Below are 25,243 nucleotides of genomic sequence, written 5' to 3'. Positions count from 1 at the left end.
CTCCCCGGACAAGCGCGATCCTGGAGAGTTGTCGTTCGCCTCGGTGACTCTCCAAGATCCCGGGAGTCGTTCCACGGGGCCGCCAGGCAGGCGGCATGAACGGGGTGGCCCGCCAGCCGAGACGAGGTCGTGGTCGTGGTCGCCGCGAAGCCACGGCGACGGCGGAGAGCTCCGGGCGCGTCGAGCCTCGGGAGTCGGGGGCTCAGATCAGGGAGTCGCGCCACTGGCGGTGCAGGGCGGCGTACCGGCCGCCGGCGGCCGCCAGCTCGGCCGGCGACCCGTCCTCCACGATCCGCCCGCCGTCGAGGACCAGCACCCGGTCGGCGATCTCCACGGTCGAGAGGCGGTGCGCGATCACCAGCGCGGTGCGGTCCCGCAGGACGCTGCGCAGCGCCCGCTGCACCAGGCGCTCGGTCGGCACGTCCAGCGACGAGGTCGCCTCGTCGAGGATCAGCACCCGGGGGTCGGCCAGGAACGCCCGGGCGAACGCGACGAGCTGCCGCTGCCCGGCGGAGAGCCGGCCGCCCCGCCGGTGCACGTCGGTGGCGTACCCGTCGGGCAGCGCGGCGATGAAGTCGTGCGCGCCGATGGCCCGGGCGGCGGCCTCCACGGCCGCGTCGTCGGCGTCCGGGCGGCCGAACCGGATGTTCTCGGCGACCGAGCCGCTGAACAGGTGGTTCTCCTGGGTGACCAGCACCACGGCCCGGCGCAGCTCGGCGTCGGCGAGGTGCCGCAGGTCCACCCCGTCCAGGCTGACCGTGCCCGAGGCCGGGTCGTGGAACCGGGCCAGCAGCTTGGCGATGGTGGACTTGCCGGCGCCGGTCGGCCCGATCAGCGCGACGGTCTGCCCGGCCGGCACGGTCAGCTCCAGCCCGGACAGGATCGGCGCGTCGGGCCGGTAGCCGAAGTGGACGCGGCGGAACACCACCGCCCCGCGCCCCGGGCCGGCGGGCAGCGGCACCGGCCGCTCCGGCTCGGCCACGGCCGGCCGCTCGTCGAGCACCCCGGCCAGCTTCTCCAGCGCGGCGGTGGCCGACTGCAGCGCGTTGTAGAACTGGCTCAGCTCCTCCATCGGCTCGAAGAACCGGCGCAGGTAGAGCAGGAACGCGGCGAGCACCCCGACCTCGGTCCGCCCGCCCAGCACCCGCCAGCCGCCGTAGCCGAGCACCGCCGCGGCGGTCAGGTTGCCGATCAGCCGGATGCCCGGCGAGTAGACCGCGATGAGCCGGAACGCGCGGAGGCTGGCCTGCCGGTAGTCGTCGTTGACCGCCGCGAAGATGCGCTGGTTGCGGGGCTCCCGCCGGTAGGCCTGCACCGCCCGGATTCCGCGCAGCGACTCGACGAAGTGCACGATGACCAGTGCCACCGCCTCCCGGGTCCGCCGGTACGCCCCGGCGGACGCGCGGGCGAACCACCGGGACAGCCCGAACAGGAACGGGAACGCCAGCAGGGTGACCGCGGCCAGCGGCAGGTCCAGCCAGAGCAGGATGCCCGCCACCGACAGCACCGACAGCGCGGCCATCACCAGCTTGTCGATCCCGCCGTCGACCAGTTCGGCGATCGAGTCCAGGTCGCTGGTCAGCCGGGACACCATCCGGCCCGAGGTGTAGCGCTCGTGGAAGCCGACGTCGAGGTGGACGAAGTGGCCGTACACCCGGTTGCGGAGGTCGAGCAGGACGGCCTGGCCGATCCGGGCCGCGAGGGTGAGGAAGGCGCGCCGGGTCGCGTACTCGGTGGCGGTGGCGACGACGAACGCGGCGGCGACGGCGACCAGTGGGCCGGAGTCGCCGGCCCGGAGCGGCGCGATGCCCCGGTCGATGCCGAGCATCACGAGGTACGGGCCGGCCATCGCGGCGGCGTTCTGGGCCAGCAGCAGGGACACCGCGAGGCCGAGCCGGGCCCGGTGCGGGCGGAGCAGGTCGCGGAGCAGGGCCCGGCTGCGGGCCCGGAGCCGGGCCACCGCCTCCGGCGACGAGTCCTCGGCCCGGCTTCGGTCGGCGTCGGGGTCGGTGGCCCGCCCGCGCCACCGGGACAGGTCGAGGTCGGGATCGCCGCGCTGTCGAGAAGCATCGGGGTCGCCGCGCTGCCGGGGTATCCGGCGTCGCCCGGCGGCCCCGGTCACGACCGCACCAGGCCGATGCCGTCCGCCCGTCGATCCGGCTCGGCGGAGAGCACCGCCCGGTAGGCCGGGACCCCGGCCAGCAGCTCCCGGTGGGTGCCGACCGCGACGATCCGGCCGCCGTCGAGCAGCGCCACGCGGTCGGCGAGCGCCACCGTGGACGGCCGGTGCACCACCAGCAGCGCCGTGGTGTCCCGCAGCACCCGGCGCAGGGCCGCCTCGACCAGGGCCTCGGTGTGCACGTCGAGCGCGGAGAGCGGGTCGTCGAGCACGAGCAGTGCGGGCCGGCCGAGCACCGCCCGGGCCAGCGCCAGCCGCTGGCGTTGCCCGCCGGAGAGCGAGAGCCCCTGCTCGCCGACGCGGGTGCCCAGGCCCCACGGCAGGTCGTACGCGAATTCGGCCTGGGCCAGCGCGAGCGCGGCCCGGACCTCCTCCTCACCGGCCTCCGGCCGGCCCAGCGTCAGGTTCTCCCAGACCGACATGGAGAACAGGGTCGGCTCCTCGAAGGCCACCCCGACCAGCCGGCGCAGCGAGCCGAGCCGCAGGTCGCGCAGGTCGTGCCCGTCCAGGGTGATCCGGCCGCCGGTCACCTCGTGCAGCCGGGGGACCAGGGACAGCAGGGTGCTCTTGCCGCAGCCGGTCGCACCGACCAGGGCCAGCGTCTCGCCCGGCTCCACGGTCAGCTCGATCTCGCGGAGCACCGGCGCCGGGCTACCGGGGTAGCGGAAGTTCACCCGCTCGAAGCGGAGCCGGCCGCGCACCTCGGTGCGGTCCAGCGCGCGGGCGTGCGGAGCGTCGATGATGGACGGCCGGGTGTCCAGCACCTCCTGGATCCGGTCGGCGGCGGTCGCCGCCTCCTGCCCGTTCGCGATGATCCAGCCGAGTGACTGCACGGGCCACACCAGCATGAGCTGGAGGCTGACGAAGGCGACCAGCTCGCCGATGCTGAGCCCGCCCCGGGCGACGGCGGCGGCCCCGGCCACCAGCACCACCGCGAGGATCAGGTTGGGCACCAGGTCGAACAGGGCGGAGGTGCGGGCCAGCAGGCGGGCCTTGCCGATCCCGGTGTCGTGCAGCCGGCGCGCGCCGGTGGCGAACCGGGCACCCATTTCGGGCCCTCGCCCGTACGCCCGCATGGTGCGCAGGCCCTGCGCGGTCTCCTCGACCAGCGTGGCCACGTCGCCCTGCTGGTCCTGCATCCGCCGGGACGCCGCGTGGTAGTGCCGGGCGAAGCGGCGGCTGATCAGGAACAGCGGGACGGCGCTGGCCCCCACCAGCAGCCCGAGCCAGGGGTGCAGCCGGATCAGCAGCACCACCACGGCGGCGTAGGTGATCAGGTTGAGCACCAGGAACAGCAGGCCGAAGGAGAGGAACCGGCGGATCACCGACAGATCGCTGGTGATCCGGGAGAGCAGCTGGCCGGACTGCCACCGGTCGTGGAAGTCGGTCGGGAGGCGCTGCAGGTGGGCGTAGATGTCGGCCCGGATGGCCGCCTCCATGCCGACCGAGGAGGAGGACTGGGTCCACCGCCGGATGAAGATCAGCACCGCCTCGGCCAGGCCGAGCAGCAGGGCCAGGGCGCCGAGCCGGAGCAGCCCGGCCTCGTCGTGCCGGGCCACCGGCCCGTCCACCACCCGCTGCACCACCAGCGGCACGGCGAGGCTCGCCGCCGTGGCGGTCAGCGCGGCGAGCAGCAGCCAGGCGAACTCGGCCGCGTGGGGGCGCAGGTAGGGCCGCAGTCGCCAGAGGTTGCGCAGCGGGTGGGGACGGGCGTCGGGACACGCCGTGGGGTTGCCGTCGCTCTGCGCAGGCACTACCCGACGGTAGCGGCAGGGTGCGACATCACCGCTGTCAGCTAGCCGTCACCCGTCCCTCATGCCCGAGAAGCCACTTCTTCACGTCGAGCCCCCAGCGGTAGCCGCCGAGCGTGCCGTCGGTGCGCAGCACCCGGTGGCAGGGCACGAAGAGCGCGGCGGCGTTGCGGGCACAGGCCGCCGCGGCGGCGCGGACCGCCGCCGGCCGCCCGGCCAGCGCCGCGAAACCCGTGTACGTCACCGGGTCGCCCGGCTTCACATCGCGCAGGACCTCCCAGGCGTGGGCCATGAAGGCGCCGCCGGTCCGCTGCTCGATCGCAACGGTGTCGATGGCGGTCAGGTCCCCGGCCAGGTAGGCGCGGACGGCCGCGGTCACCGGACCGAGGTCGGCCCGCTCGCGCAGCGCGCCGCGCAGTCCGGAATGGACCAGGGGTACGAGGGTCGCCGGGTCGGCGGTGAAGCCGGCCGCGCGTACCGCCCCGTCCGGGCCGGCGAGCACGCTCAGCGGGCCGGCGGGGGTGTCGATGACGGTGCTGTCCAGTGTGGTCATGCCGCTCTCCAGAGTCGGATCACCGCGTAGGACCGCCAGGGGCGCCAGCGGTCCGCGTACGCGTTCAGGATCTTCGGGTCGTCGGGCTGCCCGAGCGCGGCGGCGCCCCGGCGTACGCCCAGGTCGGTGGGGAGGAGGACGTCGGGGTCGCCGAGCGCCCGCATGGCCACGTAGCCCGCGGTCCACGGCCCGACCCCGGGCAGCGCGACCAGCCGCCGCACCGCCTCCTCCCGGTCTCCACCGGGTGCCAGGTCCAGCTCCCCGGCGGCGACGGCCCGCGCCACCGCCCGGATCGTCTCCCGCCGCGCCCCCGGCATCCGGAAGGCCGTGTCACCCACGCCGAGCACCTCCTCCGCGGTCGGGAACGTCCGCAACCTCGGCGGTCGATCATGAGGGTGACCGCTGTTTTGGAGATCGACTTCGCCGTCAACCTCATGATCGACGGGCGGGGTGGTGGTGGCCGCCAGGAGGTGGGTCAGGGTTGTTCTCGCCGATCGGAGGGAGATCTGCTGGGTGGTGATGGCGCGGACGGCCATCTCGAAGCCGTCCACGGCGTGCGGGAGGCGGACGCCGGGTTCGGCGGCCACCGCGGGGGCCAGGGTGGGGTCCGCCGCCAGGGTGGCGTCGACCGCGGCCGGGTCGGCGTCCAGGTCCAGCAGCCGCCGGCAGCGGGCCACCGCCGGCGCCAGATCGCGCATGTCGGCCAGCCGCAGGGTGGCGGCCACGTGCCCGTCGGCCGGGGTCAGCGACACGGTGCCGGGCCCGTGCGGCAACCGCAAACCCCGGTGGTACGCCCCGTCGCGGACCTCCTCGACGCCGGGCAGCGCGCGCAGCGCCAGGAAGTCCAGCAGCGCCCCCGCGTGCAACGGCGGCCGGTACGCCAACCGCAGCGTGATGGTGCCCGCCCCGCCGGCCGCCCGCCGGCCGCCCCGGCTCACCCGCAGCTCGGACGGGGTGGCCCCGTACACCTCGCGGACGGTGTCGTTGAACTGCCGGACGCTGCCGAACCCGGCGGCGAACGCCACCTCGGCCAGGCCGAGCCCGGTGGTCTCGATGAGGATGCGGGCGGTCTGCGCCCGCTGCGCCCGGGCCAGCGCCAGCGGTCCCGCGCCCAGTTCGGCCCGGAGCATCCGGTGCAGGTGCCGCTCGGTGTAGCCGAGCCGGGCCGCCAACCCCGGTACGCCGTCCCGGTCGACCACCCCGTCGGCGATGAGCCGCATCGCCCGCCCGACCACGTCGGCCCGGACGTCCCACTGGGGCGAGCCCGGTGCGGCGTCGGGGCGGCAGCGGCGACAGGCCCGCAGCCCGGCGCCCTGCGCGGCGGCGGCCGACGGGAAGAACCGGACGTTCTGCCGCTTCGGCGTCGTCGCCGGGCAGGACGGCCGGCAGTAGATCCCGGTCGACGTCACGCCGGTGTAGAACCAGCCGTCGAACCGCTGGTCGCGGCTGTCGACGGCCCGGTAGCACCGCTCGAAGTCGAGTTCCATGACACCGATCCTGCCTCGCAGGTCGGGCCTTCGGCTGGCGGGATTCGGACGCGGCCGTGCGCGACCGCCGCGAGCGCTCGAAACCGGGACCCGGGAGGCGTTGCGCGGCCGCCTCCCGCCGGGGGACCCGGGCCGCCGCGCATCAGGCGGGGATCGGGTCGACCCGGCCGGGCGCCGCCTGATGGGGCAGCGACGGCGCCCGCCGGGTCGTCGGGCTCAGCGGCGTGGGCTGGGGGACGGGGTGGGCAAGGGGCCGGGGCCGCCCCCGGGGCCCTCGGGGGAGGGCACCGCGGTGGGCTCGCCCGGCCGGCTCGGGCTCGGCACGGGTCGGCCGGGCCGGCCCGGCGGCGAGGCGCTGGGAACGGGCCCGGCCGTCGGGTCGCCGGGCGGGCTCGGCACGGCGGTGGGCGGCCCGCTGGGCGACGGGACCGCCGTCGGTTCGGCGGGGGACGGGGACAGGGTGGGGGCCGCCGGGGTCGGGGGCGCCGACGGGGCGGCCGGGCGGGGGGCGTCCCCGCCGCCGGCCGCCAGCGCGATCGGTGCGCCGATCAGCACGGCGGCCACCACCCCCGCCGCGCCGAGCGTCACCGTGGTCCGCCGGCGGTTCCGGAACCGGCGCTCCGCCGGGGTCAACTGGTCCTGCACTCTGGGTGCCTCCTCGGCAAGGTCGGAGAGGGTGGCGCGGAGGAGGTCCTCGAAGGGCGTGGTCACCGCCGTACCTCCAGCAGTTCGACGTCCGGCATGAGCTGGCGCAGCCGGGTCACCGCCCGGTGGGTCCGGCTGCGTACCGTGCCGACCGAGCAGCCCAGCGCCTCGGCGACCTGGGTCTCGGTGAGGTCCTCGTAGTAGCGCAGGACCAGCACCGTGCGCTGGGCCGGCGGCAGCAGCCGCAGCGCCGCGCGCATCGCCAGGCGTACGTCGGTGCCGCCGCTGGGGTCCGGCTGGACCGCCTCGTCGGCCCCGGTGAGCGCCGTCTCGCGGCGTCGCCGCAGCCGCCGCCACCAGCTCACCTGCTCCCGGTACATGACCGCGCGCAGGTAGCCCTCCGGGTCGGCGTGCCGCAGCGTCCGCCACCTCGGGATGGTTCTGGCCAGCGCCGACTGGAACAGGTCCTCGGCCGCGTGCCGGTCGCCGGTGAGCAGGTACGCGACCCGCATCAGCGCCGGCGTGCGGCTGGTCACGAACTCGGCCAGCCGGACCCGGTCGTCCTCGTCCACCCACCCTCCCGCTCGTCGTCGTCACCAATACAGACGCCCCAGCTCACGCCAGCTATCCCTGGCGTGGCAACGGATTCCGCCGACGAAAGTGTCGGTAGTGGTCGGTACCGTCGCGCCACCAACTCAAGAAAAGGTGCTGGGGCATGGCGAGCGTGGCCGGGCGGGGTGTCCGCTGATGCGGTCGGGGCGGGCACGGCTGGACGCGGCGGTGGTGCAGGGCTTCTACGACCGGATGCGGGTGGTGGCCCCGGCCGCGTACGGGGCGATCGAGCGGGACCGGGCCGACGACCCGGGGCGGGCCTTCGCCGACACCGCGTGCGGCCGGCTGGTCGGCTCCCTCGACGCGCCCGGGCTGCGCGCGCTGGGCATGTGGGCCCACCACTGGTGCATGCGCTTCTACGATGACGACACCCGGGTGGGCCTGCGGCTGGTCCGGGAGCTCGCCGGCCGGGCCGGGCTGGGCTGGACGGTCGACGAGGTGCGCTGGCTGCTCGACCAGTCGCACGCGGCCGCGCCGTCCGCGGCGCACCGGTTCACCCTGCCGCTCGCGGCCGCGGCGGACCTGCCGCCGGGGGCGCTGCCCGAGGGTGTGGCCGCCGACGTCTCGGTCGACGACTGGCGCCGGCTGCGCGCCGGCTGACGGGCGCCGCCACCGGGCCCGGCCGCCCGGGCGGGCGGGCCGGTCAACGCCGGCTGACCGCTCCCGACGCCCGGCGCGCCTGCCAGCTGGCCGCTCCGCTCGCCCGGCGCGCTCCGTCCGGGCAGCTGGCCGAGCGCCATGGCGGCGACCGCCACCGCGAAGCCGGCGAGCTGGGTCGGGCTGAGCGCCTGGCCGAGCACCAGCCAGCCGAGGGTCGCGGCGGTCAGCGGGCTGAGCGCGCCGAGCACCGACACCCGGGTGACCGGCAGCCGGGCCGCGCCCCGGAACCACAGCGCGTACGCCAGCGCGGTGCCGACCAGCCCGAGCCACGCGTACCCGAGCAGGGCCGGCCCGTCGGGTGCGGGCGGCGCGCCCTCGACGGCGGCGGCGACCGGCACGATCAGCAGGCCGCCGGCGACGAGCTGCCAGCTGGTCGCGGCGAGGGTGCCCACACCGGGCGGCCGGCCCCAGCGGCGGGTGAGCACCAGGCCGGCGGCCATCGCCGCGGTGCCGGCCAGGCCGGCCGCGACGCCCAGCGGGTCGAGGCCGGCGCCCGGCCGGAGCACCACGAGGGCGACCCCGGCCGGGGCGGCGAGCGCGGCGAGCAGCGCCGGCCGGCCGGGCCGGTCCCGGAGCAGGGCGACGGTGAGCGCGGCGACCAGCAGCGGTTGGGCGGCTCCGAGCACGGCCGCGGTGCCGCCGGGCAGCCGGTACGCGGCGACGAAGAGCAGCGGGAAGAACGCCCCGATGTTGAGCGCGCCGAGCAGGGCGGCCCGGCCCCACCAGACGCCGCGCGGCCGCCGGCGGGTCAGCGGCGAGCAGCAGGAGGCCGGCCGGCAGGGCGCGGATCGCGCCGGACCAGAGCGGCCGGCCGGCGGGCAGCAGCTCGGCCGTGACCAGGTAGGTGGTGCCCCAGACGGTCGGGGCGACGGCGGTGAGCGCGATGTCGGTCCAGCGACGGGCCACGACGACCTCTTTCCTCGATACTAAGTAGCTTAGTACTAAGCTAATGAGTACCGAGTGAAAGCGGAAGTGCGAGATGCGGCACAATCGACAGCCGTGGCAACCGACGACGTGGACGTGATCGTCGAGCAGTGGCGCCGGGAGCGGGCCGGCATGCGACCCGAGCCGATGGCCGTCTTCGGCCGCATCTACCGGCTCGCCCGGCTGGTCGGCGACCGCCAGGAGAAGGTGTACGCCGGCTGGGGCATCGGCCGGGGCGACTTCGACGTGCTGGCCGCGCTGCGCCGGTCCGGCGCGCCGTACACCCTGGCGCCGAAGGCCCTCGCCGCCTCGCTGATGCTCACCTCCGGCGGGATGACCGGCCGGCTCGACCGGCTGGAGCGGGCCGGGCTGGTCCGGCGCTCGCCCGACCCGGCCGATCGGCGGGCGCTGCGGGTCACCCTCACCGACGCCGGCCGCCGGGTGATCGAGGAGTCGGCCGAGGCCGGGCTGGAGGTGCAGCGGCGGATCCTCGACGCGCTGCCCCCCGCCGACCAGGACCGGCTGGCCGATCTGCTGCGCACGTTGCTGGCCGCGGTCGAGGCGCAGCCGCCGGATCCGGCAGGATGATCTCCATCAGCACCGACCGGAAGGACGGCCATGCCCGCCAGTGAACCGACCATCGTCGCCACCAGCATGGGTTTCTTCAGCCGGCACCGGGGCCCGTGGGACGCCCGGCCCAGCCAGCTCTTCGACCTGATGGCCGAGCTGGCGCAGGCCGGCGACGCGCCCCGCGTCTGCTACCTCAACCAGGCGGTCGGTGACCAGCCCACCTCGTTCACCGTCTTCTACGGCGCATTCGCCGGCACCCGGTTCCGCCCCTCCCACCTGGCGCTCTACCCGATGCCCAACGTCGAGGACATCCGCGCCCACCTCCTCGCCCAGGACATCATCTGGGTGGGCGGCGGCAGCGTGGCGAACCTCTGCGCGGTGTGGCGGGTGCACGGCCTGCCGGACATCCTCCACGAGTGCTGGCAGGCCGGCGTGGTGCTCGGCGGGGTCTCCGCCGGCTCGATCTGCTGGCACCTCGGCGGCGCCACCGACAGCTACGGCCCCACCCTGCGAGCGTTCACCGACGGCCTGGGCTGGCTCCCGTACGGCAACGGCGTGCACTACGACAGCGAGGACCAGCGCCGGCCGCTCATGCACCGGCTGGTCGCCGACCGCACGCTGCCGACCAGCCACTGCACCGACGACGGGGTCGGGCTGATCTACCGGGGCACCCGGCTGGCCGAGGCCGTGGCCGACCGGGAGGGGGTGGCCGCGTACGAGCTGGCGCGCGCCGAGGACGGCACCGTGCGGGAGACCCGGATCGAACCCCGGCTGCTGCCCGCCCGGCCCGCCTGACCGGGCCCGGCGGCGAAGCGCGTAAGCTGGCTCGTCGTGAGTCTCACCATCGGCATCGTCGGCCTGCCCAACGTGGGCAAGAGCACCCTGTTCAACGCGCTGACCAAGAACGACGTGCTCGCGGCGAACTACCCGTTCGCCACCATCGAGCCGAACGTCGGCGTGGTCGGGCTTCCCGACGATCGCCTGGCCAAGCTCGCCGAGATCTTCTCCTCGCAGAAGGTGCTGCCGGCGCCGGTCTCGTTCGTCGACATCGCCGGCCTGGTCCGGGGCGCCTCCAAGGGGCAGGGCCGGGGCAACGCGTTCCTGGCCAACATCCGGGACGCCTCCGCGATCTGCCAGGTGGTGCGGGCCTTCTCCGACCCGAACGTGGTGCACGTCGACGGCAAGGTCTCCCCGGCCGACGACATCGAGACGATCAACACCGAGCTGATCCTGGCCGACATCCAGACCCTGGAGAAGGCGCTGCCGCGGCTGGAGAAGGAGGCCAAGCTCCGCAAGGACCGGGCCGCCGCCGTCGAGGCCGCCAAGAAGGCCGTCGAGGTCCTCGACGGGGGCACCACCCTGTACGCGGGCGCCGCCGCCGCCAAGATCGAGCTGGAGCACCTGCGCGAGCTGCACCTGCTCACCACGAAGCCGTTCCTCTACGTCTTCAACGTCGACGAGGCCGAGCTGGGCAACGCCGAGTTCCTCGACGAGCTGCGCGGCCTGGTCGCCCCGGCCGAGGCGGTCTTCATGGACGCCAAGATCGAGTCCGAGCTGGTGGACCTGCCCGAGGAGGAGGCCCGCGAGCTGCTGGAATCGATCGGGCAGTCCGAGCCGGGGCTGGACCAGCTCGTCCGGGTGGGCTTCCGCACGCTGGGCCTCCAGACGTACCTGACGGCCGGCCCCAAGGAGGCGCGGGCCTGGACCGTCCCGGTCGGCGCCACCGCGCCGGAGGCCGCCGGGGTCATCCACAGCGACTTCCAGCGCGGCTTCATCAAGGCCGAGGTGGTCTCCTACACCGACCTGGTCGAGGCCGGATCGATGGCGGCGGCGAAGGCCGCCGGCAAGGTCCGGATCGAGGGCAAGGAGTACGTCATGCAGGACGGCGACGTGGTGGAGTTCCGCTTCAACGTCTGAGCCCGACCTGTTTTCGCAGCTCAGGGACGTGACGCTCCCCGGCGGGCCCGCCTTCCGCACGGCCGCGCCGACGATGAGCGTGCCGTAGTAGTCGTGCCGGTAGGGGCCGGCGAAGCGGGTCGTGAAGAGGCCCCGTCATCCAGTCGAACAAACGTACGGCCCGCAGGGTGGTCGCCCGCCTGATCGAGCAGGTCTCGAAACGGAGTCGCCCGCTGTGCCAACACGATAATTTGACGATATGGGCATCATCGGGGGAATCGCATGCGTCTTTCTGGCCATCATCCTCGGGGCGTTCGTCGTGTACTGGGTTGTGGTCTACGGGTCCGGCTGGAAGCAACCACCATCGCCACCACCGGACGAGCCAACGCCCCCGGAGCATCCGCGCGACCATCCCTGACGGCGAGCGACCGATCCTGGCGCACCAGGTCAGGAAGAGGCCTCCGCCCCCGCACATGCCCGACAGTCGGCCGTGGTTCCGCGGTCGTCCTGGGCGCACTCGAACTCAGGTAGAGAACGAACCATTGCCGCCAGGACGCCATGCACGAGGGGAAGGTCGCCCAGCTCGCTGACCCCGACCCAGGCGATGTCGTCATGCTCCTCAGGTGCGCGGTTGGTCGGAGAGCCGACCCAGTCTTCAATCTGCCAGACGCCCACGTGAACGGCGTCCTCACCACTGCCGGCGTGCAGGACGCCCAACCGTGAAGCGGACTCCGCCACGATGCGAACACCGAGCTCCTCGTGCATCTCCCGCGCGAGGGCCTGTAGTTCCGACTCACCCGCCTCGACCTGCCCCCCGGGCAGATCCCAGACATCGGGGTACACCCGTTTGGTCGGCCTGCGGTGCACGAGCAGGACCTTGCCGCTCTCAACGAGCGCACCTGTGACGACGACATCCATGACGGGATCAGAACACAGGGATAGGACAAGCTCGCTCCATCCTTGTCAGGGTGAGAGGCCGGCCTGGATCGCCAGGATGGCGGCTCGTACGCGGTCGCGGCTGCCGGTCTTGGCCAGCACGTTGGTGACGTGGGTCTTGACGGTGCTCATGGAGAGGTAGAGACGTTCCGCGATCTCGGTGTTGTTGAGTCCGGCACCGATCAGGGCGAGCACGTCGGTCTCCCGAGCGGTCAGCTGGTAGGCCGCCAGTTCCACGCGGGTGGCCGGCCCGGTCGCGCGTACCCGGTCGAGGACGGCGCCGGTGACCTCGGCGGAGAGGATCGCCTCCCCGGCCGCGACGGTGCGCACTGCGGCGATCAGGTCGCGGGCGCTGCCCCGCTTGAGCAGGAATCCGCGCGCGCCGGAGGCGATGGCGTCCAGGACATAGGCGTCGTCGTCGAAGGTGGTCACGACGATCACGGCCGGGGCGTGCGGGATCGTGGCCAGCTCGCGGGTGGCTTGCAGGCCGTCGAGCACCGGCATGCGGATGTCGACCAGGGCGACGTCGATGCGGGAGTCGTGACGCACGGCGTCGAGGAGCTGCCGACCGTCGGCGGCCTCAGCGGCGACGTGGATGTCGGGTTGGGAACGCAGGATCAGGCTGAAGCCGTCGCGGACCAGCTGCTGGTCGTCGGCGATCGCCACACGGATCACGGTTTCGCCACCGGCAGGTTGGCCTGAACGACGGTGCCGCCGCCAGGTCGCCGACTCAGCTCCCAGCTCCCACCGCGAGCGCGCACGCGCTCCTCGATGCCGAGTAGGCCCGAGCCGCGCGTGGGTGCAGGGGGCGGCCCGATGCCGTCGTCGCTGACCCGCAGACGGGTGCGGTCGCCGATGCGGACCAGTTCGACGCAGGCGGCCGTGGCTTTCGCGTGGCGGGCGATATTGGTGAGGGCCTCCTGGGCGATGCGGTAGACGGTCAACACGCCGATCTCGTCCAGGCCTGGCTCAGGGTCCAGACGTACCTGCACCGCCACGCCCTGCTGGCGCAGCGGCTCCGCGAGTAGCTCGTCGATGTCGGACAGGCGCGGCGGCGCGCTCACCGCGATCGCCGCGTCCGGGTCGCGCAGGTGCACGACGAGCGTGTCGAGCTCGCCCAGTGCGGTGCGTCCGCTGTCCGCGATCGCCCGCAGCGCCGCCCCCGGGTCGTCACTGAGCTGGCCCGCCTCGGCTTGAACCACCATCGCGGTGACGTGGTGGCCGACCACGTCATGCAGCTCGCGGGCCAGGTTCGTGCGCTGCTCCAGCCAGGCTGCCTGGCCGCGCAGCTCGCCTGCCTCCCGGGTGAGGGCGTAGCCGCGTGACCACGACCGGAACAGGATCGCCAGGAGGTAGCCGGCCGTCACGAAGACGATCGGCTGCTCGTACAGCCCACGCTGGTCGAGCTGCGCGACAGCGAGGGCGCCGGCGGCACCGGTCAGCCCGACAACCCACCCCAGCCACGGGCGTCGGGCCGGGTCTTCGCAGGTCGAGACGAACACGAGGCCGGCGGCAGCGAGGCCCAGCTGCACCGACTCCCCGGTGCTCACCATCGCCACGAACCCGGCGCAGAGCGCGAAGACCAGGGCCCGGTAGCGCGGCCGCAGCGCCACGGCCCCGAGGCCGATGGGCAGCACCAGCCGCGCCCAGCCCGCCGGCACGGAAAGGCCCCCCTCGACGGTCGTGACCACGACGGCGACGATCAAGCCCGCCGCGCCGTACGCGAGCCGGCGCACCCGCCCCGGGCCGCGCAGCCCTTCCCGGATTCTGGTCCTCACCTGCACAGTCTCGGCGATCAGCCCGGAAGCCGGCCAGGTACCCCGGTACCAGATCGGCCGGCACCCCGGTGCCGCCCCCGCGACCTCGATCGGCACCTCGGCACGTTCCGCCCGGAACGCTCACCGCACGACGCTGCAGAGGTGACTCTTGTCGACCCCCGCACCGCTGTCACCGTCGGCCCTCTCCGTACGGTTCCCAACTACATCACGGCCATCCGCACGGTCGTCTCTGTCACCGTCGGTGTCGCCGCCCTCGTCGCCGGATCCGTCGTACTGCTGGCGGTGGCGTACGGCATCTACTGGCTCGGCGACGTGCTTGACGGCTGGGCCGCCCGCAGGCTCGGACAGGAGACCCGGGCCGGGGCCGTCCTCGATATCGTGAGCGACCGCGCGTGCACCGCCGTGCTCTGCGTGGGTCTGGTCTCACTCGTGCCCGACGTCGCGGTCGTGGCCCTGGTGTTTCTGCTCTCGTTCCTGGTGCTCGACACCATGCTGTCGCTGGCGTTCCTGTGCTGGCCCGTGATCAGCCCCAACTACTTCTTTCTGGTCGACCGGCGGGTATGGGCGTTGAACTGGTCGCCCATGGCGAAGGCCGCCAACACCGCCGGGGTTGTCGGCGCCATCGCGTTCGGGCAGTACCGGCTCGCGCTGGCCGTCGCCGTCGCCGTCGTTGCGGTCAAGCTGTGGTCGACCGCGGCGATGGTCCGGCTGCTCGAACGGGACGGCCGGGCATGAGCAGCCTCGCCGAGGCGGTACTGGCGCTCGGGTACGGTCTCGCCTCGGCCCTCGTCCCGATCGTCAACGCCGAGGCCTACGCCGTAGTCGCCGGACACCGTGGCGGCCACGCTCTGGTCGCCGTCCTCGCCCTGGCGGTCGGGCAGACCGCCGGCAAGCTGCTCCTGTTCGAAGCCGCGCGTCGCGGAACGGGGCGGCTGGCCCAGAAACTCGCGCATCGGAGCCGATCGGGTCGCGCGGCGGCCAGGGGCGCCCGTTGGGCCGGGCGGATCCAGCGCTGGCTCTCCCGCCGGCGCACCGCCCTGCCGACGGTGCTCGTCTCCGCCGCAGTCGGGGTTCCACCGCTGGCCGGAGTCAGCCTCGCCGCCGGCACCGCGGGCCTTCGACACTGGGAGTTCGCCGTCGCGTGCCTACTCGGGCGAGTGTTCCGTTTCGCCCTCCTCGTCCTTCCGGCGGCGTTGGCCTGACCGGTGATTCTTCCGCGCCGTGCTGGTCTGTACGTCGAGTACCGACTCACGGGAGGCTGACACGATGCGAAAACTGACCTTCGGCATGAACCTGAGCCTGGACGGCTACATCGCCGCGCCCGGCGACGACCTCGGGTGGAGTGTGCCGAGCGACGAGTTGTTCCAGTGGTGGTCCGACCGGGTGGGGTCGACAGGCACGGCGCTGTACGGGCGCAGACTGTGGGAGACGATGAGCTCCCACTGGCCGACCGCCGACCAGCAGCCGGGCGCCACACCGGCGGAGATCGAGTTCGCCCGCCGCTGGCGGGACATGCCCAAGGTGGTGTTCTCCTCGACGACCAGCACGGTCGACTGGAACACCCGCCTGGTCACCGGCGACGCGGTCACCGAGATCACCCGGCTCAAGGCCGGGGACGGCGGCCCCATGGATATCGCCGGCGCCACACTCGCCGCAGCGGCCATGCGGGCCGGGCTGATCGACGAGTACGCGATGGTCACCCATCCGGTCCTGGTCGGTGGTGGCACGCCGTTCTTCGCGGCCCTGGACGACTGGGTGAACCTGACCCTGGTGGAGACCCGGACGTTCCCTGGCGGCGTGGTCCTGACCAGGTACGAGACCAGGCGCTGAGTACCCGACCTCGGATCCGGCCGGACTTCGGGCCGCCCATTGGTAACGGCGGGTGACAGGCTTGTGCGACGGGTTGCGGACCACGCCCGGCAATGGGGGACCAGCGAGCGCGGTCACGCTGCCCGGGCGGAATCGCGCGCGGTGGCGTCCGGCGTCGGGTCGCCGTCCGGCTTCCGCCGCTTCAGCCGGGCCACGCCGACGATGTTCGGACCGGCACCCCAGATCAGGAGCACGACGAGCCACTGGGCCCAGTTCGCCGCGCTCATCCGGCCCGAGAGCAGGTGCCGGACCGTGGCGTAGGGGGTGAATGCCTGCGCGGGCTGGAGGAGGTCGACCGCCCCCAGCACGGCCCACGTGCCCAGCGGCAGCACGATGGTGGCGAGGCACGCGACGACGGCGGGCCGCAGCAGCAGGCCCAGCCCGGTGCCCACCAGTTGGGCGACGATCTGCACGAGCACGCCGCCCAGCACGATGGTGGCGGCGTGGCGCCAGGGGTCCGGGGCGGTGCCCGACGGCGCGAGTGCGACAGCGGCGGCGGACACCAGGCCTCCGAAGGCTCCGACAGCGGCCGCCAGGAGCGTCGCCGCCAGCAGGGTCGGGGCGAACCGGGTGGTGCGGGGTGCCCGGCGCAGGTCCTGGGCCAGCAGGACGCCGAGGAACGGCACCGTCACGGACATCAGGCTCTGCACCGGATCGGAGAGGGTGGCGAAGGTCAGGTCGCCGGGTTGCTCGGCGGCGGCCATCGCCATCGCGGCCAGCGGGCCCAGCAGCAGAGTGATCGCGATCAGCCACCCCCGGGGCCGCGTCCCGACCGAACGGCGGAGCGCACGGAGAGTCGCCGGGGCCAGTGCGGCCGGTTGGTCGTCGGTGTCCACAGTGTGCTCGCTCACGTCCCTGCCCCCGTCCTGCCGTTCCGTCATCTTCTCGCGTCCGGACCGCTCGGCGCTGTCCCGGCCACGGGATCGTGTTCGGACGGTGGGCTGGTGTCGCGACGTCAGGCCGTGTAGCCGGGGTCGGCGACGGTCTCGGCGATCCGGGTCAGCCAGTGCAGGTCGTTGGCGCGGGATTCCGGACTGGCCCCGGAGTGGAGGATGCTCCTCAGGAAGACGGCGGCGTCGTCGAGGTGCCGTTCGCTGCGGTAGTAGCTCAGCGTGGTCCGGTCCGGTTCCAGCGGCCCGTAGCCCCGGCGGAAGAGCTCGGCGCGGCGCGCGTTGATCGGGTGGTCGCCGAAGTCCCGGCTGAAGACGAACATCAGGTCCCGCTCGCGAGGCGCGAGGATCGGTGCGTCCCAGTCCACGACGTGCAGTGGGCCGTCGCGGTCGGCGATGAGGTTGCCGGGGTGGATGTCGGCGTGGCACACGACGTGCCGACCGTGCGTCACCCGGGAGGCGAGGTCGTCGACCGTTTCCGACAACCGGTGCAGCGCGGCACCGTACCGGCCCCAGAAGGCGGCGAGAATCTCGCTCGCGGCGGCCTGCTCGCCGAGGGCGCGGAGCCGATCGCCGGCGCTCGACCGCCAGGTCTCGACCGGCAGGACCGCGGCGATGTCGGCGCTCGGCGTGACCGCGTGCAGCCGACCGAGGAACTCGCCGTACTCGATCCACTGGCGGTCGGTGAGGCCGCGGCCCCACAGACTGCCGCCGTCGTGGAACGGGTAGAGCAGCAGCCGGTGGTCGCCGAACCGGCGACCGACCCCGCCGTCCGGCCGGTCGATCGGCGCGACGACCTGCCGGACGCCCTGGGCGCGGAGGAAACCGGGCAGCAGGACGGCGGCCCGCGTGTACTCGCCGCGGCGCATCTTCAGGAAGTAGCGCCCGCCGTCGGACGTGTCCACCCGGTACGCCCAGGCGTCCCCGTCCAGTCCGACGGGCATGAAGACGAGGCCGACGATGTCCACGCCCCAGGCGCCGGCCACCTCGGCCGCCAGCAACCGCTCGTCGACATCCGGCTTGTCGATCACGGTCGGAGCGTCGCAGCCGGCCGACCCTCCGGCAAGTCATTTCGCCCGCCGGCCGGGCCGCGCCGCCGACTCTTCCGGGGGCGCGGTGTGCCGGGCGTCGCGGCTAGCCTGCTGGGGTGGCTGAATTCACTGCCGCCGATCTGCGCGGCTCGCGGTTCGAGCACGTCGACCTCAGCGGCGCCCAGCTGCGCGCCGTCGACCTGTCCGGTGCCCGGTTCCGTGGCGTCGACCTGAGCGGGGCCAGCATGCGTGGCGTCGAGCTGGTCGGCGTCGACATCCACGGTGAGATCGAGAACCTGACGATCAACGGCGTCGACGTCGGGCCGCTGATCCAGGCGGAGCTGGACCGGCGGCACCCGGACCGGGCCAGGATGCGCCCGACCGACCCGGCCGGCTTCCGCGCGGCGTGGGACATCCTGGAGCGGCTCTGGAGCGGGACCGTCGAACGGGCCGGCCGGCTGCGGCCCGAGCTGCTGCACGAGTCGGTCGACGGTGAGTGGTCGTTCATCGAGACGCTGCGGCACCTGGTCTTCGCCACCGACGCGTGGATCGGGCGGGCGGTGCTCGGCGACCCGTCGCCGTGGGATTCCCTCGACCTGCCGTGGGACGAGATGCCGGACACGCCGGGTGTGCCGCGCGACCGGGACGCGCGGCCCCCGCTCGACGCGGTGTTGGCGCTGCGCCGCGACCGGATGTCCACGGTGCGCGAGGTCATCGAGCGGCTGACCCCCGAGTCACTCGACGGCCGCACCGAGCCGGTGGAGGGCCCTGGCTGGCCGCGACCCCGCAGCTACCCGATCCGGGAGTGCCTGCTGGTCGTCCTCAACGAGGAGTGGGAGCACCGGCTCTACGCGGAGCGCGACCTGGCCGTGCTGGAGGCACGCGGGGCTGGTTCAGGCTGACCCGTTGACGAGCTTGCGGAGCGCGGCGACGGCGGCCCGGTCGCTGACCTCGGCGTAGATCTTCTTGTCCGGGCCGGCCAGGACGACGTACGGGCACGCCTGGTCGTCGCCCGTCATGGCCTTGTCGAGCAGCTTGCGGCCGGTGGACACCTCGTACACCCGAAGGCGCCAGCTCGCCCGCAGCAGCGTCAACGTCAGCGGCTTCGGGTCGTCGTACTTGCAGCGGCGGATCGTCGCACCGCTGCTGACCCGGTCGAGGCAGGCGACCATCTGCACCTTCGTGGGCGACTCCGCCGCCCAGGTCTGCTCCACCTTCTTCGACAGGCCCTGTGAGAAGTAGTAGGTGCCGTTCTGGTAGCGCAGGCCGGAACCGTCCCCGATGAGCAGCACCAGCGGGTGCGGCGCCTTGCCGGCGCGTTTCGGCGACTGCGGGTAGTAGACGCCGTCGTCGCACACCCGGTTCAGGTCGGAGATCTCCTCGGCCGGGTACTGGCTGGCCTGCGGCCCCTGCTGCACGGGCTCCTCGCTCACGTCGGGCTCGGCGGTCGCCCCGGGGCTGTGACCGGTGCTGGGCGGCGGGGGCGCCTCCCGCGCCGGTCCGGACGCGGTGGTCGTCGCGGAGCGCAGCAGGAGCACGCCGCCGGTCAGACCGAGGCAGCCCACCAGCAGCACCACGCCCACGATGACGGCGGCGACGACGAGGGTGCGGTTGCGCGGGCCGGGCGGCGGCGCCCACGGCGCCGGCGGCTGCGGCCCGAACGGGACCGCCGGTGGCGCGTACGGCGGCGGTCCGTATCCGGGCGGCGGCGGCCCGAGTGGGTGAGGTGCCGAAGGATCGGCTGGTCCTGTGCCCGGTGCCGGCTCCATCGCCGGTCCCGCGCCCGATTCGGCCCCCGTGCCGGTCATGCGCAGTTCCTCATTCCATCGAGGCGAAGCGCGAAATCTACCAGGACCGTCAGCCCGGGTGGGGGCGCGTGAGCGGCGCCCGGAGCGCGATCCAGTAACGCCGGGCGGTGCCCAGTTCGGTGTCCTCGTGGCGGCCGGGACCCCACTCCCGGTGGGCCGCCAGCCGGGCGGAGTGCAGCCGGACGGTGGGCGCGATCAGCGCGGGCATCCGGCAACGATAGCGCCGGCCGCGGACGGCCGCCGGGCAGCCAGGTGCCCCGCTAGTCGGTCCCCTGTGGCGCGAGGAGCCGGTCGTGCAGGACGTCCCGGCAGCGCAGCAGCCGCGCGGTGATCTCGTCGAACAGCGCCGGATCGGTCCGGCCACCGCGCCACACGGCCCGCAACGCGGCCTGGCCCACGGCCAGCTGGGTCGCCGCCCCCTCGACCAGACTGGCGTAGTCCGCCCGGATCGGCGGCGGGGCGGACCGCGCCGCCTCACGGGCCGCGAGCAGCGGCGCCCCGGCCCGCGCGAAGATCTCGTCGGGGTCCGCCTCACCCGCGCCGAGCCGGGACAGCACATGCTCCAGTTCGGTCGCCGCGACGGTCATCCGACCGACCGCCGCCAGCGTCTCCTCGGCCAGCTTCACCACGCCGCGACCCTACCCCGACGGCCGGGCCGCGCCTCAGCCCGCGCGCAGGGCGTCGTCCACCCCGGTCTCGCGGCGCCCCAGGTGCACCGGATCCCGGCCGGAGAGGACGTCCAGCGTGGCCTTGACGCAGGCCCCGTACTCCCGGGTGGCGCTGACCCGCCAGCGTTGCGCGTACCGCCGGGCGGTGTCGTCGCCCACGCCGTTGGCGGCCACGCCGAGGTGCCGGCAGAGCGACACGGCCCGGGCCAGGTGGAAGGACTGGGTCACCACGGTCGCCCGCTCCACACCGAAGACGCGCCGGGCCCGGGCACAGGAGTCGTAGGTGTCGAAGCCGGCGTGGTCGAGCACCACCTTCCCGGCCGGCACGCCCCGGTCGACGAGCCAGCGCCGCATGGCGTCGGGCTCGTCGTAGTCGTCGTTCATGTGGTCGCCGGAGACCAGGATGACCCGGACCTTGCCGGCGGCGAGGAGCCGCTGCGCGATCTCCAGCCGGGCGGCGAGGAACGGCGACGGGGTGCCGTCGGCCTTCACCTTGGTGCCGAGGACCAGGGCGACCGGGGCTTCCGGCACGTCGGCCTCGGTGAACAGGTGGCCCTTCGCGCCGCCGCGGACCCACGCCACGCTGGCCGCGGTGCCGGCGGCCACCAGCGCCGCGCCCACCACGACCACCGCCACGGTACGGCGGATCCGGCGTACCGTCGGTCTGCGGTCGGTGCACCATCCCCTGACCCTCGCGAACAGCCCCCGCATGCGGGCGATTCTGTCAGGCGGCGGCGCCCACCGGGTTCCCGGCGGCAGGAGGACGGCGATGGGGAAGCGGCATCCGGCGCTCGCGCGGCTCGACGTGCTGGTCGGTCGGTGGACGGTGCATCCGGAGGTCGAGGGTCTCGGTGCCGGCTGGACGGAGTTCACCTGGGTGGAAGGGGGCCGGTTCCTCCGCCAGCACAGCGACGCCGAGCCGGTGCCGGAGACGGCGCCGCTCGCCTGGCGGGAGAACAACCCGCTCCCGACCACCCAGCTGATCGGCCTTGACGACTCGGACGAGGAGTTCGCGGTGCTGTACGCCGACGCCCGCGGCGTGCACCGGGTCTACCGGATGACGTTCGCCGACGGCGTCTGGCGGATGTGGCGGAACGTGCCCGGCTTCCACCAGCGGTTCATCGGGACGCTGCGGGAGGACGGCACCGCCATCGACGGCCGCTGGGAGCGGTCCGCCGACGGCGCCGACTGGACGCTCGACTTCAAGCTGTCGTACCGGCGCTGACCCTCGGGGTCACCGTGCCGCGCGGGCGAGCACGATCAGCTCTCCGTCGTCGCCGGCGCCGACCGGCTCCCCGGCCCAGCCGCCGAGCACCCGCTCGACCGTGAAGCCGGCCCCGGCGAGGGCGGTCCGCAGCTCCGTCTCGGTGCGGAAGCGCAGCGTGCCCGGGGTGCGCAGCTCCGCGCCGCCGGGCAGCAGGTAGTGGTGCAGGAAGCTCACCAGGCCGTCGCGTACGGCGGTCAGCTCGGTCCAGGCGTCCACCGTCGTGCCGTCCGGCAGGGTGAGCCGGCGAAGCGAGTCGGTGGGGTTCCAGCGTTCCCAGCGCCGCGCGGCCGGGTCGCGGGAGTCGAACGCCAGCCGGCCGCCGTCGACCAGGGCCCGGCGCAGGTGGCGGAGGGTGTCCGCCCACGTCCCGTCGTCACGGATCTCCTGCGCCACGTGGCTGGTCAGCACGGCCACGTCGTACGCCGCGTCGGGCAGGTCGGCGGCGGTGCCGGGGAGCCAGGTGACCCGGTCGCCACCGGGTCTGGCCCGGGCGGCGGCGAGCGACGCGGCCTCCGGGTCGACGCCGGTGACGCGCTGGCCGGCGGCGGCCAGGGCCATGGTGAGCCGGCCGGTGCCGCAGCCCAGGTCGAGGACCCGGGCGGGCGTCCGCCCGACGAAGCTCAGGAAGAAGTCGTCGTCGCGCCCCCACGCGTTGTCCGCGTCGTAGAGCGCCGGCAGGTCGACCGGCACGTCAGGAGATGTGGTGGAGGATGACGTTGTGCACGTGGTGGCTCTTCTGCGCGCCCCGGAACTCCACCTCGTAGGTGTGCGTGCCGACGTGGATGGCGATGGCCCCGCTGGAGAAGAACGAGCCGCCCCACGACTTGTTGCTCACCACGCTCACGCTGGTGATCTTCGCGTACGGGATGCTGGTGATCGCGTACCGCTTTCCGACGAAGGAGCGGTCCTGGATGACGACCCGCCGGTCGGTCAGGCCGATGAACCCGGTGCCCGTGCCGACCGCGTCGTACACGGCGATGATCTGCTCGCCGGGCAGGAGCCCGCTCTGGATCTGCTGGAACTGTTCCTTGCGGTCATACGTCGGATCGGCCATGCCCTCGACGGTAGGTGGGGCTCGCCAGCCGGCCGGCGCCCCGGTGACCGACGGCGGCAGCCCCCGTCCTCCGGGACGGGGGCTGCCGGGGTTCGGGGTCAGTGGTCGACGCGCGGGTCGTGGTCACGGCTGCGGCTGCCGGCCTTGGCCAGGCCCCGGCTGATCAGGTAACCGACGGTCAGCAGGGTGATGTACCACCAGGCCTTGTCGGCGGCGAAGTAGTCCCCGCCGTTGTTCGCGGCACCGTCGCCCACGGCGTTCGAGGCGATCAGGACGCCGATGACGGCGAGCAGGTAGACCGCCAGCTCGGTGGTCTTCCACGCCGGCTTGGTCTCCTCGCCGTGCCGGTGCGGGTGCCGGACGTCGCGTTCGACGTGGTCGGTGGCCCGGTTGGTGGCCGTGGGCGTCGTCATGGTCAGCTCCTCAAGGGGTTTGGCATGTTCCGTCGTCTTCGGGAGCCTTTGCGGTTCCCTGGTGCCGGATGTCCTACCCCGGAGGATTTAGTTGCTAACAAGAAACTATCAGGGATCTTTCAGGAGGACGCTCAGAGATCGGTGACCGCGCGGACCGCGTCCTCGATGCGCGCGGCCAGCAGCACCTCGCCCTCGGTGAGCGGTTCGCCGTCGCCGTGACCCACCCTGATCTGGGTGCGGTCGGCCCGGCGGCTGATCTCCGGACGCAGGCGCAGCGCGTCGGCGACCACCGCGACGCGCTCGGTGAGCGCGGCGTGCTGGGTGTCGTCGATGACGAGCGTGCGGCGGATCTGTTCGCCCTCCCGCGTCCAGCCGGACAGCAGGGCGAGCGCGTCGCTGAGGTAGTCGTGCTTCGCCCGGCCGTTGAACAGCACGCGCATCACCGCACCTCCAGGGCGTCGTTCCCGGCTTGTGGCCAAATCGTCGCCATCCCGTGTCCCAGTCGACGCCCTCTAGTCTGTCGTCGCACAGATGGTGTGTCCACGCCCACACTTCCGTGTTCTGCTGACCTGACGGTCGACTCAGCTACCCAAACCGCCGATTGATCTGGCACGCTGGACGCCCGTGCGGACCGAATGGGTTAGCGGGAACGGGCAGGACCGGCGGGAGCCCAGGGTGGTCGTCGGGGCGGCGATCATCGCGGACGGCAGGGTCCTGGCCTGCGCGCGCTCCGCGCCACCGGAGGTGGCCGGGCGCTGGGAGTTCCCCGGCGGCAAGGTGGAGCCGGGAGAGACCGAGACCGAGGCGCTGGCCCGCGAGTGCGCCGAGGAACTCGGCGTCCGGGTGGAGATCGGCGCGCGGGTCGGCCGCGACGTGCGGATGGCCCACGGCCGTTCCGTCCTCCGGGTGTACGTGGCCCGCCTCCTCCACGACGACCAGCCGAAGGCCCTGGAGCACCTGGAGCTGCGCTGGCTCGCGGCCGGCGAACTCGACACCGTCCCCTGGCTGCCGGCCGACGTGCCGATCGTCGCCGCCCTGCCCCCGCTGCTGGCCGGCTCCTGATCGACGGACTCGGACACCGGGACGGAAACGGGACGGGGGCCGGCGGCATGTGCCGCGGCCCCCGTCGTCGTTGTCAGCGTGCTGCTCAGTGCTTCGGCTCGTCCTGCTGCGGGTGGGCGAAGTTCAGGTGCTCCGGGGGCAGCGGGAAGGTCACGTCGTCACCGAACGGCGACGGCGCGGCGGCCCGGTCGAAGGTCAGTTCGGTCAGCGGCAGCTTGCCGTTGACGTCGACCGCGGGAGCGGTCGGGTGCGGCACCTCGCGGTGCCAGTTGACACCCTGCTGCGCCTGCCGTTCGGCCGCCGTGTCGTGCGAGCCGCCCGCGTGCGAGTGCACCCCGCCGTGTGCCGCACCGGCGGCCACCGCGCCACTCGAATGCCCGCTGGTCACGCTGGTCTGAGGCACCTGACCCCTCCGGAAGATCTTGCTACCAAGCCACACAAGGGGATCGTACCTGCGGTCGACGACCCGCTCCTTCATGGGGATGATCCCGTTGTCGGTGATCTTGATGTGCTCGGGACAGACCTCGGTGCAGCACTTGGTGATGTTGCAGAAGCCGAGCCCCATCTCGGACTGCGCGTACTCCTTGCGGTCGGTCTTCGCGTCGAGCGGGTGCATGTCCAGCTCGGCGGCCCGGATGAAGAACCGGGGACCGGAGAAGGCCGGCTTGTTCTCCTCGTGGTCGCGGATCACGTGGCAGACGTTCTGGCAGAGGAAGCACTCGATGCACTTGCGGAACTCCTGCGAGCGCTCGACGTCCACCTGCTGCATCCGGTAGTCGCCCGGGGCCACGTCGGCCGGCGGCGCGAACGCCGGGGTCTCCCGCGCCTTCTCGTAGTTGAACGAGACGTCGGTGACGAGATCCCGGATGACCGGGAAGGTGCGCAGCGGGGTGACCGTGACGGTCTCCCCCTCCTCGAACGTCGACATCCGCGTCATGCAGCTCAGCCGGGGCTTGCCGTTGATCTCCATAGAGCAGGAGCCACACTTGCCGGCCTTGCAGTTCCACCGGCACGCCAGGTCCGGCGCGTCGGTGGCCTGGAGGCGGTGGATCACGTCGAGGACGACCTCGCCCTCGTTGACCTCGACGGTGTAGTCGCGCAGCTCGCCGCCGCTCTCGTCGCCCCGCCAGATGCGGAAGGGCCGCTTCGTGCCCGGCTGGCCGGTCGCCTGCGTCTTGTCAGTTGCCATA

30 protein-coding genes and 1 pseudogene are annotated in these 25,243 nt (G+C 73.6%); 10 read left to right on the top strand and 21 right to left on the bottom strand.

The genetic code is table 11. The features are described 5' to 3' along the window. Positions 1-202: 202 nt before the first annotated feature. The 6 genes from NFX44_RS13805 to NFX44_RS13780 form a co-directional block, all read right to left on the bottom strand. The gene (locus NFX44_RS13805; RefSeq protein ID WP_262283943.1) at positions 203-2,035 is read right to left on the bottom strand and encodes an ABC transporter ATP-binding protein; all 1,833 of its coding nucleotides are present in this window, start codon (positions 2,033-2,035) and stop codon (positions 203-205) included. An 83-nt stretch (positions 2,036-2,118) separates the two neighbouring features. Beyond that, entirely contained in the window at positions 2,119-3,933 is a 1,815-nt protein-coding gene (locus tag NFX44_RS13800) for an ABC transporter ATP-binding protein (protein WP_262283914.1), read from the bottom strand. Between the two features lie 37 nt (positions 3,934-3,970). Beyond that, on the bottom strand, positions 3,971-4,483 hold the full coding sequence (locus NFX44_RS13795; RefSeq protein WP_262283913.1) for a methylated-DNA--[protein]-cysteine S-methyltransferase: 513 nt from the start codon (positions 4,481-4,483) through the stop codon (positions 3,971-3,973). Beyond that, positions 4,480-5,970 carry a DNA-3-methyladenine glycosylase 2 family protein gene (locus NFX44_RS13790; protein WP_262283912.1) on the bottom strand — a complete coding sequence of 497 codons (1,491 nt, stop codon included), beginning with the start codon at positions 5,968-5,970 and terminating at the stop codon, positions 4,480-4,482. Before NFX44_RS13790 ends, NFX44_RS13795 begins: the two co-directional genes overlap by 4 nt. 216 nt (positions 5,971-6,186) lie before the next feature. After that, positions 6,187-6,681, bottom strand: a complete 495-nt coding sequence (locus NFX44_RS13785) for a hypothetical protein (protein WP_262283911.1) — start codon at positions 6,679-6,681, stop codon at positions 6,187-6,189. Beyond that, positions 6,678-7,187 (bottom strand): SigE family RNA polymerase sigma factor, encoded by a 510-nt coding sequence (locus tag NFX44_RS13780; protein ID WP_262283910.1) that lies wholly within the window; start codon positions 7,185-7,187, stop codon positions 6,678-6,680. Before NFX44_RS13780 ends, NFX44_RS13785 begins: the two co-directional genes overlap by 4 nt. A 175-nt stretch (positions 7,188-7,362) precedes the next feature. Here NFX44_RS13780 and NFX44_RS13775 point away from each other — a divergent pair, with 175 nt between their 5' ends. After that, entirely contained in the window at positions 7,363-7,827 is a 465-nt protein-coding gene (locus NFX44_RS13775; RefSeq protein WP_262283942.1) for a hypothetical protein, read from the top strand. Positions 7,828-8,018: 191 nt separating this feature from the next. Here the strand turns inward: NFX44_RS13775 and NFX44_RS13770 are convergent. Beyond that, a pseudogene (locus NFX44_RS13770) lies at positions 8,019-8,558 on the bottom strand (EamA family transporter); the annotation flags it as partial. Between the two features lie 328 nt (positions 8,559-8,886). Between NFX44_RS13770 and NFX44_RS13765 the strand changes: the two are divergent. The 3 genes from NFX44_RS13765 to ychF are packed head-to-tail and all read left to right on the top strand — an operon-like array spanning position 8,887 to position 11,298. After that, complete coding sequence (locus NFX44_RS13765) at positions 8,887-9,399, top strand: MarR family winged helix-turn-helix transcriptional regulator (protein WP_262283909.1); 513 nt, start codon at positions 8,887-8,889, stop codon at positions 9,397-9,399. A 30-nt stretch (positions 9,400-9,429) separates the two neighbouring features. Then, complete coding sequence (locus NFX44_RS13760; protein WP_262283908.1) at positions 9,430-10,176, top strand: peptidase E; 747 nt, start codon at positions 9,430-9,432, stop codon at positions 10,174-10,176. Positions 10,177-10,212: 36 nt separating this feature from the next. After that, the gene (gene ychF, locus NFX44_RS13755; protein ID WP_262283907.1) at positions 10,213-11,298 is read left to right on the top strand and encodes a redox-regulated ATPase YchF; all 1,086 of its coding nucleotides are present in this window, start codon (positions 10,213-10,215) and stop codon (positions 11,296-11,298) included. Positions 11,299-11,724: 426 nt separating this feature from the next. On the opposite strand, the gene NFX44_RS13750 is transcribed toward ychF, so the two are convergent. The 3 genes from NFX44_RS13750 to NFX44_RS13740 are packed head-to-tail and all read right to left on the bottom strand — an operon-like array spanning position 11,725 to position 14,087. Beyond that, positions 11,725-12,195, bottom strand: a complete 471-nt coding sequence (locus NFX44_RS13750) for an NUDIX domain-containing protein (RefSeq protein ID WP_262283906.1) — start codon at positions 12,193-12,195, stop codon at positions 11,725-11,727. A 45-nt stretch (positions 12,196-12,240) separates the two neighbouring features. Beyond that, complete coding sequence (locus NFX44_RS13745) at positions 12,241-12,879, bottom strand: response regulator transcription factor (RefSeq protein WP_315974592.1); 639 nt, start codon at positions 12,877-12,879, stop codon at positions 12,241-12,243. A 5-nt stretch (positions 12,880-12,884) separates the two neighbouring features. Beyond that, entirely contained in the window at positions 12,885-14,087 is a 1,203-nt protein-coding gene (locus NFX44_RS13740; RefSeq protein ID WP_262283904.1) for a sensor histidine kinase, read from the bottom strand. Between the two features lie 45 nt (positions 14,088-14,132). Between NFX44_RS13740 and NFX44_RS13735 the strand changes: the two genes are divergently transcribed. The 3 genes from NFX44_RS13735 (at position 14,133) to NFX44_RS13725 (ending at position 15,821) form a co-directional block, all read left to right on the top strand. After that, complete coding sequence (locus NFX44_RS13735; protein ID WP_262283903.1) at positions 14,133-14,726, top strand: CDP-alcohol phosphatidyltransferase family protein; 594 nt, start codon at positions 14,133-14,135, stop codon at positions 14,724-14,726. Next, complete coding sequence (locus NFX44_RS13730) at positions 14,723-15,193, top strand: VTT domain-containing protein (protein ID WP_262283902.1); 471 nt, start codon at positions 14,723-14,725, stop codon at positions 15,191-15,193. Before NFX44_RS13735 ends, NFX44_RS13730 begins: the two co-directional genes overlap by 4 nt. Positions 15,194-15,257: 64 nt before the next feature. After that, positions 15,258-15,821 (top strand): dihydrofolate reductase family protein, encoded by a 564-nt coding sequence (locus NFX44_RS13725; RefSeq protein WP_262283901.1) that lies wholly within the window; start codon positions 15,258-15,260, stop codon positions 15,819-15,821. Between the two features lie 113 nt (positions 15,822-15,934). On the opposite strand, the gene NFX44_RS13720 is transcribed toward NFX44_RS13725, so the two are convergent. Continuing rightward, positions 15,935-16,711 (bottom strand): hypothetical protein, encoded by a 777-nt coding sequence (locus NFX44_RS13720; RefSeq protein ID WP_262283900.1) that lies wholly within the window; start codon positions 16,709-16,711, stop codon positions 15,935-15,937. Positions 16,712-16,815: 104 nt separating this feature from the next. Beyond that, positions 16,816-17,781: a phosphotransferase enzyme family protein gene (locus tag NFX44_RS13715; RefSeq protein WP_262283899.1), complete on the bottom strand. Its 966-nt coding sequence runs from the start codon at positions 17,779-17,781 to the stop codon at positions 16,816-16,818. A gap of 116 nt (positions 17,782-17,897) precedes the next feature. On the opposite strand from NFX44_RS13715, the gene NFX44_RS13710 reads away from it, so the two are divergent. After that, positions 17,898-18,683 (top strand): pentapeptide repeat-containing protein, encoded by a 786-nt coding sequence (locus tag NFX44_RS13710; protein ID WP_262283898.1) that lies wholly within the window; start codon positions 17,898-17,900, stop codon positions 18,681-18,683. Here the strand turns inward: NFX44_RS13710 and NFX44_RS13705 are convergent. From NFX44_RS13705 to NFX44_RS13690, 4 genes are all read right to left on the bottom strand, one after another. Continuing rightward, entirely contained in the window at positions 18,675-19,358 is a 684-nt protein-coding gene (locus NFX44_RS13705) for a hypothetical protein (protein WP_262283897.1), read from the bottom strand. The genes NFX44_RS13710 and NFX44_RS13705 overlap by 9 nt on opposite strands. A 280-nt stretch (positions 19,359-19,638) precedes the next feature. After that, positions 19,639-19,797, bottom strand: a complete 159-nt coding sequence (locus NFX44_RS13700) for a hypothetical protein (RefSeq protein ID WP_262283896.1) — start codon at positions 19,795-19,797, stop codon at positions 19,639-19,641. Positions 19,798-19,849: 52 nt separating this feature from the next. Next, positions 19,850-20,218: a hypothetical protein gene (locus NFX44_RS13695; RefSeq protein WP_262283895.1), complete on the bottom strand. Its 369-nt coding sequence runs from the start codon at positions 20,216-20,218 to the stop codon at positions 19,850-19,852. Between the two features lie 33 nt (positions 20,219-20,251). Further along, positions 20,252-20,968 carry a vancomycin high temperature exclusion protein gene (locus NFX44_RS13690; RefSeq protein ID WP_262283894.1) on the bottom strand — a complete coding sequence of 239 codons (717 nt, stop codon included), beginning with the start codon at positions 20,966-20,968 and terminating at the stop codon, positions 20,252-20,254. A gap of 58 nt (positions 20,969-21,026) precedes the next feature. On the opposite strand from NFX44_RS13690, the gene NFX44_RS13685 reads away from it, so the two are divergent. Further along, the gene (locus tag NFX44_RS13685) at positions 21,027-21,482 is read left to right on the top strand and encodes a hypothetical protein (RefSeq protein WP_262283893.1); all 456 of its coding nucleotides are present in this window, start codon (positions 21,027-21,029) and stop codon (positions 21,480-21,482) included. 9 nt (positions 21,483-21,491) lie between these two features. Here NFX44_RS13685 and NFX44_RS13680 read toward each other — a convergent pair whose 3' ends face one another. From NFX44_RS13680 to NFX44_RS13665, 4 genes are all read right to left on the bottom strand, one after another. Then, on the bottom strand, positions 21,492-22,214 hold the full coding sequence (locus NFX44_RS13680; RefSeq protein WP_262283892.1) for a bifunctional 2-polyprenyl-6-hydroxyphenol methylase/3-demethylubiquinol 3-O-methyltransferase UbiG: 723 nt from the start codon (positions 22,212-22,214) through the stop codon (positions 21,492-21,494). 1 nt (position 22,215) lies between these two features. After that, a complete protein-coding gene (locus tag NFX44_RS13675; RefSeq protein ID WP_262283891.1) occupies positions 22,216-22,578 on the bottom strand; it encodes a PH domain-containing protein in 363 nt (120 codons plus the stop codon). Between the two features lie 98 nt (positions 22,579-22,676). Then, positions 22,677-22,991, bottom strand: coding sequence for a hypothetical protein (locus NFX44_RS13670; protein ID WP_262283890.1), 315 nt, complete (start codon positions 22,989-22,991; stop codon positions 22,677-22,679). 131 nt (positions 22,992-23,122) lie between these two features. After that, positions 23,123-23,431, bottom strand: coding sequence for a 4a-hydroxytetrahydrobiopterin dehydratase (locus NFX44_RS13665; protein ID WP_151462084.1), 309 nt, complete (start codon positions 23,429-23,431; stop codon positions 23,123-23,125). 184 nt (positions 23,432-23,615) lie between these two features. Here NFX44_RS13665 and NFX44_RS13660 point away from each other — a divergent pair, with 184 nt between their 5' ends. Further along, entirely contained in the window at positions 23,616-24,053 is a 438-nt protein-coding gene (locus NFX44_RS13660) for a (deoxy)nucleoside triphosphate pyrophosphohydrolase (RefSeq protein WP_262283889.1), read from the top strand. A gap of 85 nt (positions 24,054-24,138) precedes the next feature. Here NFX44_RS13660 and NFX44_RS13655 read toward each other — a convergent pair whose 3' ends face one another. After that, positions 24,139-25,242: a succinate dehydrogenase/fumarate reductase iron-sulfur subunit gene (locus tag NFX44_RS13655; RefSeq protein WP_262283888.1), complete on the bottom strand. Its 1,104-nt coding sequence runs from the start codon at positions 25,240-25,242 to the stop codon at positions 24,139-24,141. Between the last annotated feature and the right edge of the window lies 1 nt (position 25,243).

Source organism: Micromonospora sp. MA102 (assembly GCF_025460765.1).
Classification (GTDB): Bacteria; Actinomycetota; Actinomycetes; order Mycobacteriales; family Micromonosporaceae; genus Micromonospora; species Micromonospora halotolerans.
This window is presented reverse-complemented; position numbering and strand designations above follow the sequence as displayed.